The sequence below is a fragment of the Gabonibacter chumensis genome, from assembly GCF_024741215.1.
GTDB lineage: Bacteria > Bacteroidota > Bacteroidia > Bacteroidales > Marinifilaceae > Gabonibacter > Gabonibacter massiliensis.
Map to the genome: position 1 here is coordinate 944,877 of NZ_JANSKB010000001.1, position 17,777 is coordinate 962,653.

At 43.4% G+C, this 17,777-nt stretch carries 10 protein-coding genes and 2 riboswitches; of the genes, 1 reads left to right on the top strand and 9 read right to left on the bottom strand.

Annotated elements, in window-relative coordinates; all coding sequences use genetic code 11:
* Window positions 1–59: 59 nt before the first annotated feature.
* The 8 genes from NVS78_RS04085 to NVS78_RS04120 all read right to left on the bottom strand — a co-directional run bounded on the left by NVS78_RS04085 (window position 60) and on the right by NVS78_RS04120 (window position 10,557).
* The gene (locus NVS78_RS04085; RefSeq protein WP_286358045.1) at window positions 60–515 is read right to left on the bottom strand and encodes a hypothetical protein; all 456 of its coding nucleotides are present in this window, start codon (window positions 513–515) and stop codon (window positions 60–62) included.
* A 332-nt stretch (window positions 516–847) separates the two neighbouring features.
* Window positions 848–4,123 (bottom strand): hypothetical protein, encoded by a 3,276-nt coding sequence (locus tag NVS78_RS04090; RefSeq protein ID WP_286358046.1) that lies wholly within the window; start codon window positions 4,121–4,123, stop codon window positions 848–850.
* Window positions 4,124–4,302: 179 nt separating this feature from the next.
* The gene (gene cbiB, locus NVS78_RS04095) at window positions 4,303–5,247 is read right to left on the bottom strand and encodes an adenosylcobinamide-phosphate synthase CbiB (protein ID WP_286358047.1); all 945 of its coding nucleotides are present in this window, start codon (window positions 5,245–5,247) and stop codon (window positions 4,303–4,305) included.
* An 11-nt stretch (window positions 5,248–5,258) separates the two neighbouring features.
* Window positions 5,259–6,326, bottom strand: coding sequence for a pyridoxal phosphate-dependent aminotransferase (locus NVS78_RS04100; RefSeq protein WP_286358048.1), 1,068 nt, complete (start codon window positions 6,324–6,326; stop codon window positions 5,259–5,261).
* Window positions 6,323–7,804: a cobyric acid synthase gene (locus NVS78_RS04105; protein ID WP_286358049.1), complete on the bottom strand. Its 1,482-nt coding sequence runs from the start codon at window positions 7,802–7,804 to the stop codon at window positions 6,323–6,325. Before NVS78_RS04105 ends, NVS78_RS04100 begins: the two co-directional genes overlap by 4 nt.
* Before the next feature lie 106 nt (window positions 7,805–7,910).
* On the bottom strand, window positions 7,911–8,480 hold the full coding sequence (locus tag NVS78_RS04110) for a cob(I)yrinic acid a,c-diamide adenosyltransferase (RefSeq protein WP_286358050.1): 570 nt from the start codon (window positions 8,478–8,480) through the stop codon (window positions 7,911–7,913).
* Between the two features lie 27 nt (window positions 8,481–8,507).
* Window positions 8,508–9,074, bottom strand: a complete 567-nt coding sequence (locus tag NVS78_RS04115; protein WP_353620711.1) for a histidine phosphatase family protein — start codon at window positions 9,072–9,074, stop codon at window positions 8,508–8,510.
* Between the two features lie 10 nt (window positions 9,075–9,084).
* A complete protein-coding gene (locus NVS78_RS04120) occupies window positions 9,085–10,557 on the bottom strand; it encodes a PepSY domain-containing protein (protein WP_286358051.1) in 1,473 nt (490 codons plus the stop codon).
* A 168-nt stretch (window positions 10,558–10,725) separates the two neighbouring features.
* Window positions 10,726–10,947: riboswitch (cobalamin riboswitch) on the bottom strand.
* 83 nt (window positions 10,948–11,030) lie between these two features.
* A riboswitch (cobalamin riboswitch) is annotated at window positions 11,031–11,227 on the top strand.
* Between the two features lie 105 nt (window positions 11,228–11,332).
* On the opposite strand from NVS78_RS04120, the gene NVS78_RS04125 reads away from it, so the two are divergent.
* Window positions 11,333–13,711 carry a TonB-dependent receptor gene (locus tag NVS78_RS04125; protein WP_286358052.1) on the top strand — a complete coding sequence of 793 codons (2,379 nt, stop codon included), beginning with the start codon at window positions 11,333–11,335 and terminating at the stop codon, window positions 13,709–13,711.
* Between the two features lie 311 nt (window positions 13,712–14,022).
* On the opposite strand, the gene NVS78_RS04130 is transcribed toward NVS78_RS04125, so the two are convergent.
* Window positions 14,023–17,268: a hypothetical protein gene (locus NVS78_RS04130; RefSeq protein WP_286358053.1), complete on the bottom strand. Its 3,246-nt coding sequence runs from the start codon at window positions 17,266–17,268 to the stop codon at window positions 14,023–14,025.
* Window positions 17,269–17,777 lie beyond the last annotated feature (509 nt).

A 17,777-nucleotide genomic window follows, 5' to 3' on the forward strand; every position in this document is an offset into this window, starting at 1 on the left:
GGATTTTACCTTTTTATTTTAACGCGATGAACAGGAGAGGTATCCTTTCTTAAAAAGGACTATAACTTTTTCTCTCTAATCGTTCTTTTTTTTCCATCGAGGACGATTTCGATGCTTTTTAATGACTTTATGGAAGAGGTATAATTTTCTATTTTACCGTTTGGAAGTTTGTATTCGACAATCAATTGGAATTCTCCTTTTCTCGGTATATAATATTTCCGGAAAATACTGATGACATCACAGTACTCTTCATAAATGAACGTATTCCATGCCGTGGCCGTTTTTTCTTGGATATATATCCGGATAATCTCTTTTTTTTGTTTATCCGTTTGGGAAAAACGGATGCAGAACGGAAGAGGTGAGTTTTCTTCCGAACGGATGGAATCTTTTAACGGGTGAATGCTATCGATTCGGGTTATACGATCATAGGATATTTGCTGAGCAGAAGCAGGAGGTACGAATCCCCAATATAGGATGCCGAATAAGAGGCTTTTTAGAATTGAGCTTGTTTTCATAAGATAGGATATTGTAGGATCGTTATTCTCGCTATTCCAACTAAAAAAAGTATGGTTAAACACTATATTCTACATATAAAATACTTTAAAGGTTGAAAAGTATTATCGTATTTTAGGAATAAATATAAAAAAACGAACAAGGGATTAGCTAATTGGCCTGCGATCGAGGGATATGGAACTGGTAATTCTCCGATCGGTATTTAATCTTTTTACTGTAATTACAGGATGCGAACACCTGTACAAATAAGTAGATATAAAAATGATTAAGAGATTAGATTGAGGTAATCACCTAATCTCTTAATCATAAGATTACCGGAGTTTCAATGATCCATTTACTTTTCCTTTACCCATTTAACGGCATCGGCAATCACGAGCTGCATAAATGAATAACGATATTTCTCTGATGTAAAAGGATGATCTACTCCCCTGTCATCCAACACGACACGGGATTCTCCGGCCGGCAGGGTAAACTTGCCCAGCGATATCCAGGCTTCTTCTTCCGGTAAGAGGTAGAGGTTTGACAAATCGAAATTTCCTTCTTGAACTTCTAAGATAATTTCCTCTTTCCCTTTTGGAGTGTAGACGGTATAGTAATTTTTCATTCCCGGGTAATAGGTTGTGTATATATCTCTTCCTGATGCCGTGTAATGAGGCCGATAGATAAATATCTCGTATTTTCCGGCTTCCGGAAGGTTGGCAGTCCATTCGGCTTTGAATTGGCCGGTACCGACTTTTTTTACAAACGCACTACGGGTACGATCGCCGTACATTCCTTTTTCTAATATAGGATTCCAAGCGTTAGCTTTAAGGTTGCGTGGGTCGACGTATTCCTGATCGCCCTCGTTTCTGATCAAATCGGCTAATCGTTTTCGGTTGTTTGCCGAATCGATCAACTGGAAATTCTCGTCCTCGTTGTCGACGATGATCTCTCCCGGGGGATAGAATTCATTTCTATCGATCGGCGTGACTCCTTCTTTCGGTACGGGACCTGAGAAGGGAAACTCTCCCGGGGAAAATAAAATGTTATCATTGGGTAAAATGCCCGAAAAGTTGGTGGTCAATTCTAAACGGTGTTCGATGTTTTCATGAATGACGATTCGTTTGAATTCTCCGGGTTTGATCAGGTAATTTCGGTCGTATCCGGTTATTCCACCGTACATGTCAGTTATAAGGAGTGAAACGATACCGTCCGTTTCACTGATATTGCCCACCTTGAAATCGATGATCCGTGTCTTTCCCGTCGTTTTAAGGGAGAGGTCTTTTATCGTTAACAGGGGTATCCGGCGACTCGTGTACCACTCGTCCATGTACCCCTTGATGTTCTGCCCGAAACGTTGCTCGAATTCCTCTAAGAACGAGTCGAAGTCAATTTCCCGGAAGCGGGTACGCTCGTTAAATTCCCGCGTGAAGCGGTTTAAGGAGTCCCAGGTGGTGATTGTCGCAAGGTAGCCTAACAAATGCGAAACTTTTAACGAAATAATGGCGCTTTGTTGCTCGCTATGCCCTTCCGCGATAATTCCTTTCAACCCCTTCTCTGCAAAATGATTTAATATTTTCGGACTTATTTTGCATTCCGATTGTCTCGGGTTTATCATATTTTTGAATATCAATTCTATACCCTGGTACGAATCGGACGTGAGGCTGCTATTGTAATTCGAGAAAATGTTTTTTATTCCTATCCTACTAAGAAAAGCGGGCATTTGGCGGTACAGAACGTATTCCTCCAAGCTTTCGTCTTGATTAGAATCTTCGGAAAAAGTACCGGGATGACTTGATTGTGCTCTGCATAAACGTTCCCAGAAAAGAGTCATTTCCGGTTGGATGTTATCGCTAAACGAATTGTTATCGCTAAACGAAGTTTTGTTGGTCCAAAAATAGGAGGAGGAAGGAACCTCGATCAATTTAAAGTATTTAAAGGGGTAAGGGATAGGAGTATTGTATTCGATTTGTTTTTTACATTCATAAAAAATCTCTTTTAAATTTTTCTCCCGGTCCGGGTTATCTTTTTTCAAGGCTTCCCATTCGTCGAAATATTTCATATAGAAACTATTTCCCGGGTAGGTGTACAATTCGACGGTAAGGGAATCGACCGTGATCGCCCTTTTCTCGTAATTCCCGATACAGAGGGTTAACCCGGTCAGGTTTTGTAAATTGTTGAACGTGACGTTGTCGCCCTCTCTCGTCGGTTTGCCTTGCGATAAAACGGTCATCTCGCCCGGGTTTTTGACATGGAGGGTATAATCCGTGAAATCGGTCTCTTTGGATGCCTGCAACCAGACAGGGGGAACTGCCATCGGGTACCACATCACTTGCGGCAGGAGCAAGGTGTATTTATCCGATACGAAAGCCGTACGGTTGCCATAGTTTTCGCCCTCCGCCCAATTGCGGAGAGAGAAAAATTCGTCGTCGGGGATGTTTACCTGGTATATATCCTCGTCGATCGTTCCCCCGTACGCGATCTCCAACTCGATATTTTCCCCGGGAGCCAGGGGACGCTCGATGACGATCACCTGCCTATCCCTGTGAAAGGGAAGGTTTTGTCCCCCGGATTCGATCTTGTCGATCTTTAATCCCGGGTTTAAGAAGAGCAGAAGCTGCTCCATGGTTGTTTTTTTCCGGTTTTGGATTTTCATCCGGCTTGTTGCCGAGAATTTATCTCCCCCGGGTCGATAGGTGATATCGTGCTCAATTACACGAGCCTTGGGATGTTCATCGTATTTCACGAAAGTTTCGCGATACCCGATCCTGTTTTTCAAACGGCTTTGGAAGTTGGTAACGTATATAACGCCGAGTCCCACGGCAAGTATTAAAAACAGGAAAGCCGGAACGGTTAAATGACATTTTTTACCGGGGGTATCGGGTTGTCTTTTCGTGAAGGGGACGGCAAAATAGAGCAGGCCTATTCCGAATAACAGGACTGCACCTCGCTGGAGCAGATAATTCTCTATATGCATGAACCCGACTAAGGTGGAAAAAGAGTTCGGAAGCAAACTTCCCCGGAAATCGAATATCCCGTGAAGAGGCGTCGTCAGGTAAGTATACGCGAAATAGAGAAAAACGATCAGGATAAGCCAGCTGACCAAGGAGTGCCTGACTAACCTGTTTACCAATAAGGATAACCCGGTAATAAAAACAAGCGTGGGCAACACGTAAGTGAGCAGATAAAAAAGATTTATCCACAAGTTAACGGGAGAATCCGGTATTAATATTCCCGTAGACATTAGGATAATTCCAAAGATGACATCTATAGTGAGGAACGGGATAAGAATACCCAAAAATTCCCCGAGAAAGGATTGCCCGTTACCGATGGGCCGTGCAGAAAGCACTTCCCGGGTTTCGGCTTTTTTCCGTTTCCTATGGATATCGCAGACGATAAATGTGACGATTATCGATTGGATCAGGCTCAAAAAGTAATATCCGTATAAAGGAAAAGAAGATGCGAATATAAATTTACGCCATGGGATATATTCATAATCAATGATATCCAGGAGGGTGTCACCTAATATATACCCTAATGTCCCGAGGACAAAGAGGTAAAATAACCAGTTTCTTTTTACTAACTTACTCTCGTAAGTTATAGCGGCTTTTAGAGTTGTTTTTTCCATCATTGCAGGTTTATTTTTTATAATTTATTTTTAGTACGTCCCAAAGGTATAAATAAAAAAACTATTATATAATACATGGTATTGTTAAAAAAAGGAAGATTGTTCAAGTATAAAATTCGGGACGAATTATATGTCGAAAAAAACAGAAGCGAAAAGGCGTTTGTCGTATTTCTGATCGAGAATTATGCGTTGTAAGCGAATATAGTGTAGCAAATAGAGATTATCAGGAGCGTAAGCAAACAAACCATTTGGTTGATGCGGGCGGCACGACGAAAGTCCGTGCGGGAGAGTTCCCGATCGTTGGTCCCTATATATGGCTTATCGACAAGTATACCGTGGTAGATGTTGGGTCCCCCGAATCGGCAATCCAAACTTCCGGCCATTGCGGATTCCGGGTAGCCGGAATTAGGACTGGCATGCTGCCGAGCGTATTGCCGGATAAAATTGAAGATTCCTTTCCGATAACCGACGATGGCAATAAACAGGGCTGTTATCCGGGCAGGGATATAATTGAAAATATCATCTATACGAGCCGAACAACATCCGAAATCTTTGTATTTGGGATCTTTGTAACCGACCATGGAGTCGAGGGTATTGATCATTTTATAAGCCAGCATAGCGGGAAATCCGCCGAGCGCGTAAAAGAAAAGCGGGGCAACGACGCCGTCACTTAAATTTTCGGCCATAGTTTCCAAAACCGCCGTGTATATTTTTTTCGGGGGAAGTGTAGAGGTATCTCGTCCCACGATCCAGGACAGACGTTTGCGTCCGGCTTCCACTCCTTTTTTTTCCAACGTATCTATGACCTCTCTTCCTTCTTGGATCAGACTGTGGTTGGCTAATCCGTAGAAGACGAATACGGAAGCGACGATATAATAGGAGACAGGTGAGATTTTCCAGGTTAGGATTGAAATCCCTATACCGATCCCCCATATGAAAAGCGGTAGGAGTAAAGCTACTAAACATCCCTTGGTTTTTCGATAATTTCCTTGATTCAAATGACGTTCGCACCAGTTGATTAGGTTTCCGAAAGCCACGACGGGGTGAGGAAGCTTGCGGGGATCTCCGAAAAGCAGGTCCAGGATGTAACCGGAGATTAAAGGGAGCAAAGCAGGTAGAAGAGACATGGTCGGAAGATTTAATACGGTTTTGTTTTGGTACGAGAATTTTCGTTGGCCCCGAGTTCTTGTAATGCCTCTATCAGCAGGCCGTTTTTAAAATCGGTCAGGGTATTTACCCGGAAATAGTGGTCGTTTAGTCCCCGGAAATTGGAGGCATCCCGGATCAGAAGTCCGTATCTTTCAAGGAGGATATGTTTTAGAACCGTTGAATTCCAGTCAGTCTCGACTAAAAAGAAGGAGGTTTCGGAGGGTTGGGGACGAAATCCCGGAATCTGTTGCAAGGCTGCCACGAATGGTTGCTTTCTGCGTAACAGATGTTGTGTATCGGGGAGTAAGTCCTCTCCATGTGCCAAGAGGTATTTTCCGACTTCGATGGCAAGAGCGTTTATACTCCAGGGTTGTTTGAACTTTTTAATCCGGGAGATCAGTTGTTTGCTGCCTAACAAGTATCCTAACCGGAGTCCCGGAATGGCAAAATTCTTGGTCATGGAGTGGATTACTAATAGATTCGGAAATTGTTCCAGCAGACCTTCTGCCGGACAGGCAGAAGGGGCGAAATCTATAAAGGATTCATCCACCACAAGTGTCATTCGGGGGTAATGTCGGAGGAAATTCCGAATCTGGTCGAGTTCCCATACTCGTCCGTCCGGATTATTCGGATTACAGATAAACATGAGTTCCGGTTCAGGACAAATTTTTCCTATTTCTTCCGGAGTACATTCCCGTTCAAAAAAAGGGATAAAAGCGAGTCGGTGTTTATATAACGAACAGGCGTCTTCGTATTCTGTAAAAGAGGGGATCGGCAAACAAGTATTGGCTCCCGTAAAAGCATGAGCGATGAGGTAGAAGAGTTCGGTTGCCCCGTTGCCTGCAATTACATTCTCGGAGGAGATTCCATAATGCCGGGCGATTATTTCCACAAAAGATCCCGCATCGGGTTCCGGATAATGGAGGATCTTATCCATTTGTTGCAGGATAACCGATTGCAATAGGTTGATATCCGTTTCGTACCAGACATTCGTGGAAAAGTTCGCTTTTATCTCTCCGGCGGCCTTGTATATATCATCTCCGTGTCCATGTATCATCGTTCATCTGTTTTTAAAGTGGAATAGATATAGGCTAAGTCTACGGCAGCCCTCACGTGATCGGCCAGTAAATCGTATTGCCTGTTTTTGTAGGCGGCATAATCGAATTCGGATGGAGCCATCGGGGTCAATCCTTCCGCCAACTCATTTAGAACGATACTGTTGTCTAATATACCGTGTAGGTAAGTGCCCCAACATTTATCATTGAGAAGGTATCCGTCTTCTCGTCCGTCGCTCAATTTATTTAAAGGTGATGCCGGAGAATCGTTCAGAAGAGTCGTTCCTCCCATATGAATCTCGTAGCCTTCGCAGGCCTTTTCGAGTCCTTTGAATTGAAATTTGCATTGGCGGGTGATCTTTTCCGGCTCCAACACGGTGACTGTCGGAAAAATACTTAATCCGGGAATCGCATCGATCTCTCCTTCAATATGGAATGGATCTTCTATTCTGGATCCTAACATTTGATACCCTCCGCATATTCCGATGATTTTCTTCCCCGATTTGTGGGCTTGAAGTATGGCGTCGGCAATTCCGTTCGAACGAATATCCTGTAAGTCGGCTATGGTATTTTTAGAACCCGGCAGGATAATGATATCGGCCTTTTCGATTTCCCGGGTATTGTTCGTGTAATAGGCATGAAATCTGGGATCTTGTTCCAGTATGTTGAAATCCGTAAAGTTGGATAGGCGTTTCAACAGGATGATAGCCACGTTGATTTTTCCTTTCGTAGCCCGGTCATTTTTATTCTCGAGAGCCACGGAATCTTCATCTTCTATATGGATATCCCGGAAATAGGGAATGACTCCTACCACGGGAATACGGGTCAAATCGCGGATGATTTTTCTTCCTTCATCGAAAAGAGAGACATCTCCCCTGAATTTGTTTATAATGATGCCTTTGATCTGACGCTTTTCCTCTTCATCGAGTAAGGCGATAGAGCCGTATACCGAAGCGAATACTCCCCCCCGGTCTATGTCGGCCACGAGATAGGTTGCGGCTCCCGTGCGGACAGCCATGCGCATATTGGTAATATCCCGGTTCTTCAGATTCAGTTCGGATATGCTTCCCGCTCCTTCTAACACGATAGGGTTGTATCGCCGGGAGAGGCGTTGGTAAGCCGCGTAGGCCTGATTGAACAGTTCCGCTTTGTTGTTCGCCAGAAAATACTCTTTGGCCGTCATATTGCCGATCGGCTTTCCGTTTAAGACGACCTGTGAACTTTGTTCGTTCGTCGGTTTTAGCAACACGGGATTCATATCACTCTGCGGTGGAATCATGCAGGCTTCCGCTTGTACGGCTTGAGCACGTCCGATCTCCAATCCGTCCGGAGTGGAATAGGAATTGAGAGACATGTTTTGAGCTTTAAACGGGGCCGGATAATAACCGTCTTGTTTAAAAATGCGGCAAAAAGCGGCATTCACGATACTTTTTCCAGCATCGGAGCAGGTTCCGACGAACATGATGGGTTTTAACCGCATAAATAGAAAATTTTAAATTTCACTTGCCAGCTTAACACGATGCAAATATAGCGCGGTGTAAATTTATTTTAGTGGTTTGTAAGATGAAATTTTCAAATATTGTCGTTTAAGATTTTTTCTTGTATAGAAAAGATTGCCAACGTTCTTCTTCCGTCCCTTGTAAATCCATTTCATAGCGGGCCAGCGTGAAAAAGAGATCCGATAAGCGATTGATAAACCGAAGAATAACCGGAGTGACCTCCTCTTCTTTGTTTAATGTCCATAACCGTCTTTCGGCTCGTCGGGCGATGGTGCGAGCCATATGACAATGAGCGGAAACGAGTGTTCCTCCCGGGAGAATAAAATGTGAGGAGGGATGTCGGATGGCCGATTGCCATCGGTCTATTTCCTGCTCGCAATAAATATCTAAATCTTCGGGAAGCGGATTCGGATTTTGAGGACGTAAGGCGGTAGGAGTTGCCACGTGGGACATAACGGTCATGAGGGATTTTTGAATGAAACAGAGCATCTCCTGCCACTCGTGCCCTTCTCCGATTTGGGCCCGGATAAGTCCGATACAAGAGTTCAATTCGTCCAGGGTCCCGTTGGCCTCGATACGAGGATCATCCTTGTCGACCCGTTTTCCCCCGTGTATGCCTGTTGTTCCTTTATCTCCTCCTTTGGTGTATATTTTCATGTCTGTAAGTGTCGATAGAATGTGTGTTTATAAAATCTGAAATAAAATGCAGGCCGTATTTTCCATAATTGGTAATTCGGTCATCTCCATGGCTTTTTTCCCCTGCAGGTATGTGACGATGGCTCGGTTAAAGGCTCCGTGGCCTACGGCGACGATTCGTTTTCCCTCGTGATATGTCTTTAGATACCGAATGAAAGCGGCAGCCCGGTTGAACAGTTCATCTACCGATTCGACACTATCCGGTAAATCGCTCCAATTTACATCGTCCAATTGTTGTCCCGTGTATACGCCCCAATCCATTTCCCGGAGCAGGGGGGTCGCTTCAGGCTCCAACTCGTGAGATGAAGCGATTACTTCGGCGGTCTCCCGGCTTCTGGCCAGATCACTGCATAGGACGGCCTCTACTCTTTCGTTTTTTAATTTCTCGGCTAACTTTCTTGCTTGTTCAATACCTGACGGGGAGAGGGTGCCCGGGAGTTGCCCTTGCAAAATATGTTGTTGATTTTCTAACGTTTCCCCATGACGGGTAAGAATGAGTTCTATCATGGCATCTCTTCTTTGATTCTCTTCCGCGAAGGTAATAAACAAATTCAAGTTTTTGTTACTATCGTCTTTTTACCAATCTGATGATGTATTTTACGGATAAAACAATCCCGCTCACGGAGACAAAGGCACATCCGAGTAAAAGTCCCCACATGACGATTGTCCATAGTACGGGACGATCGATTAGAAATTTGAAATCCAACCGGTGTAATCCCCGAAAGGCCCAGCGTTTCCAGCGTCCGTTGTTATCATAATGTTGCGGTTGAAAAGATTTTAAGTTATAATAATAGCAATCTCCGGATTCATTATCCAACGTTACTTTATAGACAGGTAGAGGTAAGGTTCTGCGACGGGAGATGTAATAGTTATCGTACTCTTCCATTTTGACGATGGTGTAGCGAACCGTATCGGCCGTCAGTTTTTTTACGGCGGCGTAGATCATCTTTTCGGTGATCCGGAAAGGACGTATCGTATCGACGGAAGCATCCAGAATAATTTCTTCTTCCACTGTCCGTAATTTGTAAAGAGGTATATCGTGGTAATTACTCCAGGTAATTTCTTTTACCGGACCATGTGTTTTTGATACTTCGGCAATAGCCTTCCGGTAATCCAGGTTATATTTTTCGATAGGAGGAGCGGCCGGGATGGAAGGACGGCTTCTGAATGCGTTACCTGCCTTTTTGTTTTTGTTGAATAAGTTGGAAAAGGTGGGTGATATGGGCGCCCATGCACTGAATAGCCAAGTACAGATAAAGATACCGAAAAAGAAACCGGTGATGTGATGCCAGCGGAACCACGGCTTTGTATAGGGAGAACGAAGGAAGCCTTTCCGGCGGGTCAGCCAATAGGAACGAATGCCGAGGTACATTCCGCTGATACACATGATAAGGCTGAGCAAGCAACTCCAATACAAAAGAGCATCCCATTTTTGTATATCCTGTCGGATGGAGGTAATGTATAACCAATGTGGAATGGCCCCGATCCAGGCCCAAAAACGTTGTTCCCGGGAAGAGAACTGTAAAATATTTCCGGTACGGGAAGAGATATAAAGTTGGTAATGTTCCGGTCCGTCAAAATAGAATTTGTAGATGGGCAGGTCTCTTTTCAATTGTCCGAAAGGAATCCATACTTCCAATTTGTGAAGAGTATCTACTCCGGTAATCTTACGGTCAGGACACCAGCATTTGGCTCTTTGTTCACAAAGAGCGTAGATGGGAGAAGGAAGTATGTAATTACTATCTACATAAACATCATTCACATTACGCCATCTACCGTAATGAAAAACCGGTTCGCCGAAAGGATTGTTTAAATTTAAATTATTAGACAAGGCGTTTTTGGGTAGGCGCTGCCATATTTCGTTGATATCGGGCAGGCGGGAGGTATCCAGAACCTCCTGGCGGGGAAGACGTTTATCAGGACCAACTCGGGGAAAAGAGTGATAAATCAATACTATACCGGAAATACACCATAAAAAACACAGTACACAGAGTAAAAGTCCGAGAATCCGGTGGACGTGAATAAAGAATTTAATCATATCTTTTTAGTTTATAGTTTTATAAATATGCTGTTTACCTCACGCCAGGAATTCATCGGAACTCTTATCGAATCGCTCGATAACGATTCAATAACGGCTTGATAGTAAAAATTTTTCATTTTTGATGAAAAACATTTCAGTAACGCTATCCTTAACCCCGAGCATATGCGTTGACTATTGGTTTCGGTAGGTCTCCTGACTCGCCCCGGATAGATACCTTCCCATTCCCTCGTATTCGCTGGAACAGTGGTGTAAGAATTTATCCGTCATATATCTTCTTTTCAGAAGAAGCGGGCATCACAGTAGCGGGTACTGTACCGGATTCAGACCGGTTTCCCTCTTGTGTGTTAATTAGAATAATAACACAACACCAAAACGCTGCAAATGTACAATTTTTTTTGAAATGATGTTATTTCTGGAAAAATATCATGAAATAAAAAATGATAATAGTGTTTCTAATATAGAAATTTGTATTACTTTTGTGCCGTTTTGGTGCAATACCTCTTTTCTTGAGGTGAAACAAAATAGGGAATCCGGTGTGAGTCCGGAACTGTACCCGCAGCTGTAAGTTCCTGTAAAAGAATTTTGTACTTCAATGTCACTGGTTGAAACCGGGAAGGCGGCAAAATTCGGAACGAGTCAGAAGACCTGCCGAAACACGTAGACCATAGCTTTCGGGAACAAAAGCGAGAGGAGAAAGATAAATTTATACCTTTTCTCATGTACCCTTAAACTATGTTAATAATGCTTTATTCATTATTAATATATAGTTTTTATGAAAAAAGTTGTTGTACTAACATTATTGTTACTGGTGTGTGTCGGCTCTCTTTTGGCCGAAGATAAAGACAAAAGGAAAAAAAAGAGTATCACGGATTCGATTTTTAATATTGAAGAAGCGACAGTCTTGGGAAAAAAGAAAAGAATGGAATTAATGGGACTGAATGTACCTCTCAGATTCGTTCCGTTGAATGTATCTTTATTGTCTGCTAAAGTGCTTGAACGAAAAGGAATTACCGAATGGGTGGATGCCGTTCGGTTTCTGCCTGGTGTCCGACTGGGCAACCAGGGCGGTTTATGGAGACGTTTTTACGTCGGAGGCTCCAATATGCCTGCCGTTTTAATGGTAGACGGTATTCGGGATGATAGGCAGAGCATCAATACCTTTCCGTTGGGGGATCTCGCTTCGGCGGAGTCTATCGAAGTGCTTCGCGGACCTGCAGCCATCCTTGCCGGTTACGGAGCCATGGGAGGTGTTATCAATATCGTGCGTAAGAAAGTCTCTCCCGAATTTTTGGCGAATGCCCGTTTCAGTTATGAAAGGTGGGATGTAAAAAAAGTAAATTTAGGTTTTGGCGGTAAGTTGATCGGACCGGTAGAGTACATGGCCAATTTGCATTACGCTACTTTTGGGGGGTGGCGTCGTATGTCTCCTCAGCGTTTATCCGGAATGGCAGCATTGGGAGCAACATTGGGCAAGAGTAGAGTGGATGTCGCCTTTGGTTTTGAAGACGACCATTATACGGTCGAATTGGGGGCCGCTCCTTATATGCCGGGCGATATGGTGGATATGGCTACCGATAAAGTGGTTATGCATAAGGGCGATCGTCATCCGACGGCCGATTTTGGACAGGTTTATAATGATTTTGCCAATGATTCGCATAGCCGGAAAGGATATAATATTAAACTTGATTATGTTTATACTTTCACGAATGGTTTGAAGTTAAAAGAAGTTTTTGCTTTTGATCACAGTTATCACCGGACCTCCGGAGCGGGGAACCTTTCTTACAAAAGTGCAAAAACTCCCTTTGAAGGAGCGGATTACAAATATTATACGGAGAAAAACGGGGTTCGGGAAGCGACTTATGTGGATATAGATTCTTTGCGTCGTTTCGGGGCGAGCGGTTTTTTTCCGCGTCACGATACCTATAACAACACCTTGGAGTTAACCGGAGATGCGGAAATAGCTTCTACAAAACACCATTATGCTATCGGTTGGAATTGGTCCTTATTTGATATGCGACAATATTGCGGTTGGGATAACGGAGATACCTACGGTCCGGGAGCCGATGTGATGTTGTCCGTGAAAAATCCGGAACTTGTACAAGGGTACTGGATACAGAATGTATCTTCCATTTACTTGAGAAAATGGTATACAAACGGTATCTATTTCCGTGATGTGTTTGAATTGAATGATAAATGGAAATTTATGGCTTCCGGGCGTATGGATTTTTACAAAAGAAGAATGATGGCCAATTTTCCGACGATCGACGGGAAATCGTTCGATTACGATAAAAAAGATATGGGAAAATGGGCGAATTTTCATGCCTCAGCTTTTACCTGGCATGTGGGAGCTGTTTATTTCCCCCGCCCAGAATTATCGATTCATATTGCCCACGGGTCAGCCTTTACTCCGAATACGACGACATATCGTGTAAATAATATCTATTTGGATAAAAACGGAAATTCGATTAATCCGGATAAAGAAGGGGATCAAATTTTCAAACCCGAACGGGATTACTCTTTTGAGACGGGAGTTCGTTATACTTTTAACGAGTGGTTGGATGCAAGCGTTAATTTCTCTTACATCCGTCGTACCAATATGGTTACGAACGTGGGAACCCGTGAGGTGGAAGAAGAGCAAGGGGATGGAACCGTGGAAGTGACCAAGATGACGGTTAATGCGCAGGTCGGTAGAGCCGATATGAAGACTCTGGATATGGATGTTACAGCCAGGATTTTACCTACTTTTTCTTTGAGGGGAGCTTTATGTTTGTCGGATTATCGGATACGCTCCATTCGGGAAAGTAGTGCTTTTCCCGAGTATAAGCAGACGGGAAAAAACATGCGAACGACAGGAGTACCTCGGACCACTTTCTATGTGTTTGCCGATTATACTGTTCCGACGGGGATATTTAAGGCTTTGTCCTTTCATTTGAGTGGAAACTTCCGGGACAAAATTTTCCGGGATGTAACTTCCCGATTGTATTATCCCTCTCTTTGGTTGATGGATGGAGGTGTATTTTACACGATAAAGAGTCATATTACGTTAGCATGTAATGTAAATAATATATTTAATAAGGAGTATTTCGAATCATCCAGTCCGGTACAGGGTACTCCGAGAAATTATCAAGTTTCAGTTTCCTATAAATTTTAATAGGAGTTTTATAGTTTTAAGTGAGGCTGTTTAACAAAAAGTTATTCAGCCTCTTTTTCTTTCTGATTCAATTTTTTGATCTAAATTCGTTTATATAGTAACCGAAGATTGGTTTTTATATTTTGCGGGGCTGATGGCTATTTTAGTGAAAATAGAAATTCAGGACTGCAAAAATAAGACTGTAAACTGGTCACGGCATCTCTTGATCGTTGAATCATCCCAGTCCGTAAGGTCCATAAAATCATCAGGTTTGAAAAGTCCATAAGGTCAAAAAATAATTTTAGATTTATGATACTCTCTTGTATTTCTGATTATTTTACCGGTATCCATTTGACGGCATCGGCTATTATCAGTTGAAGATATTCACCGAATATTTTATTCGTAACGGAAGCCCCCCGGTCGTCCAACTCGACACGGGATTCTCCGGCCGGTAAAGTGAACGTGCCTAAGGATACCCAGACTTCTTCCGGCGACAGGGTGGATGTAACCGGTAACCAATCTGAAGTTTCTTCTCGGTTTTCTATGATGATTTCTTCTTTTCCCTTGGGGGTGTAGACGGTATAGTAGTTTTTCATCCCCGGGTGGTCGGCTGTGCATAGTTTCCCGTCACAAGCGTCAACAATACGAGGCCGGTGGATAAGTATCTCGTATTTCCCTGCTTCCGGGAGGTTTGCTGTCCAGACGGCCTTGAATTTTCCCGTGCCGGATTTTTTGGTGAAAGCGCTACGAATATGTTTGCCGTAGAATTCCTGCGATAAAGTAACAATCCAAGCGTTAGCTTTCGAGTTTTCTAAATAAGTGTACTCTTGGGCATCTTCTTTTTTGACCAGATCGGCTAATCGTTTTCGATTGTTTGCCGAATCGATCAGTTGGAAGTTCTCGTCCTCGTTGTCAACGATGATTTCCCCCGGGGGGGTGAATCGATTCCTCTCGATAAAGGAGACTCCTTCTTCCGGTACGGGGCCTGATAAGGGGGATTCACTGTTACTGAATGAAATGCTTTTCGGTAAATTACCCGAGAAGTTGGTGGTCAGCAGGAGTTCTTCTTCTATGTCTTCATGAACGACGATTCGTTTGTATTCTCCGGGTTTGATGGTGTAATTCCGGCAGTTTTCGATTGGTTGACCTCCGATACCATACTGACCAAGCTTAATGATCGAGACGATACCGTCCGTTTCGCTGGAATTGCTTACCATAAAGTCGATGACTTGTGTCTTTTCTGTCGTTTTGCGGGACAGATCTTTTATCGTTAACAGGGGAATCCGGCGACTCGTGTACCACTCGTCCATATACCCCTTGATGTCCTGCCCGAAACGTTGCTCGAATTCCTCTAAGAACGAGTCGAAGTCAATTTCCCGGAAGCGGGTACGCTCGTTAAATTCCCGCGTGAAGCGGTTTAGGGAGTCCCAGGTGGTAATTGTCGAGAGATAACTTAGTAAATGCGAAACTTTTGTAGAAATGACGAGGCGTTGTTCCTCGCTGTATTCTTCGGCCATGATCCCTTTCAATCCTTTTTCCGCAATACGGTTTATCGTTTTGGGATTCATATTTTGCTCAGATACTTTCGGGTTGATTATTTGCTTGAATATGGCATCTATCCCCTGATATCTGTCGGAGGTGATACTGCTGGTATAATCTGCGAAAATGCGATTTATGCGCATTTGGTCCAGGTAAAAGGGAATCTTGTAGTCCAGCATATAATTCTGCACGCTCTGATCCCTCTTGGGAGTAAAAGTACCGGGATGTGTATACTCCCATTCACACAATCGTTCCTGAAAAAGCACGATTTCCGGTTGAATGTTGTCGCTGAACGGACTTCTGTTGAGAAAGGAGGAAGGAACTTCAATCAGTTTGAAATAGTTAAAGGGATAAGGGTTAGGTTTGCCGTGTTCGATTTTACTTCTGCATTGATTAAATATCTTTTTTAAATTTTTCTCCCGGTCAGGATTGTCTTTTTTCAGGTCCTCCCATTCGTCGAAATATTTCAGATAGAAATCGTTTCTCGGGTAGGTGTAAAACTCGACGGTAAGGGAATCGACGGTGATGGCCCTTTTCTCGTAATTCCCGATACAGAGGGTTAACCCGGTCAGGTTTTGTAAATTGTTGAACGTGACGTTATCGCCCTCTCTTGTCGGTTCGCCTTGCGATAAGACGGTCATCTCGCCCGGGTTTTTGACATGGAGGGTATAATCCGTGAAATCGGTCTCTTTGGATGCTTGTAACTCGACAGGGGCAACCGCTGTCGGGTACCACATCACTTGCGGCACCAGTAAGGTGTATTTACCCGAGACAAAAGCCGTGTGCCTGCCGTAATTTTCGTTATCAAAACCATACGTGACGGTAGAAAAGAATTTATTATCCGGAATGTTAATTTGGTAAGTATCCTCGTCGATCGTTCCCCCGTACGTGATCTCAATCTCGATGTTTTCCCCGGGAGCCAGGGGACGCTCGATGACGATCACCTGCCTATCCCTGTGAAAGGGAAGGTTTTGTCCCCCGGATTCGATCTTGTCGATCTTTAATCCCGGGTTTAAGAAGAGCAGAAGCTGCTCCATGGCTGTTTTTTTCCGGTTTTGGATTTTCATCCGGCTTGTTGCCGAGAATTTATCTCCCCCGGGTCGATAGGTGATATCGTGCTCGCTCACGCGTGCTCTGGGGTATTCATTGTATTTCACGAAGGCTTCGCGAACCCCGATCCTGTTTTTCAAACGGCTTTGGAAGTTGGTAACGTATATAACGCCGAGCCCCACGGCAAGTACGAAGCACAAGAAAGCGGGAACCGTTAAATAGCGTTTCAGGCCGGCGACATTGGGATATCTCTTCATGGCTAAAACGGCGAAATAGAGCAGGCTTATACCCAATAACAGGATGGTACCTCGCTGGAGCAGGTAATTCTCCATGTGCATGAACCCGATTAAGGTGGAAAAAGAGTTCGGAAGCGAACTTCCCCGGAAATCGAATATCCCGTGAAGAGGCGTCGTCAGGTAAGTATACGCGAAATAAAGAAAAGCGATCAGGATAAGCCAGCTGACCAAGGAGTGCCTGACTAACCTGTTTACCAATAAGGATAACCCGGTAATAAAAACAAGCGTGGGCAGCACGTGCGTGAAAAGATAGAAAAGATATATTCCTATATTGACGGGGGAATCCGGTACAAATAGGTGGATAATCATGGAGATGATCATAAAGATGACATCTATAGTGAGGAACGGGATAAGAATACCCAAAAATTCCCCGAGAAAGGATTGCCCGTTACCGATGGGCCGTGCAGAAAGCACTTCCCGGGTTTCGGCTTTTTTCCGCTTCCTATGGATGTCGCAGACGATAAATGTGACGATTATCGGTTGGAAGAGGTTCAAAAAGTAATATCCGTATAAAGGAAAAGAAGACGCGAATATAAATTTACGCCATGGGATATATTCATAATCAATGATATCCAGGAGGGTGTCACCTAATATAAACCCCAATGCCCCGAGGACAAAGAGGTAAAATAACCAGTTTCTTTTTACTAACTTGCTCTCGTAAGTTATGGCTGTTTTTAGATTGGGCGTTTCCATAATTGCAGGTTTTGTTTTTTGTAATTTATTTTTAGTACGGTACAAATATATAAATAAAAAATAGTAGCATGCAATACATAGTACTGTTAAAATTGAAATATTCCCGGGAATAAGAATTAGGAGAACGAGTATTCGGGATATCAATCTCAGGATATATTATTAATCTATAATGATTTATTCTTTAAAATGGAAGGTTCGCCGGAAGCGGGGTCGGTATAGGATGGTGGTTTATTTTTTTTTGCTTTATTATAAATTACAAGGACCGAAAGGCTTTTTACCGTATTACGAATAGGGAAATGTGCCATATGAATGAATGGGATCTAAAAATAGAGATTATCAAAGCATAAAAAAACAACTCTTTCGGTTGATAGGCGTGAGAAATCGGCGATTGTATTGCTGGAAGGTTCGATTGATGCTTGTGGCTCACAATTGGCTGTGGTTCTATTGAAATGAAAGGTGCTGATACGGTTGTTTTTTTCAGTGAGAAATCAATTGTAAACGGGATCGTT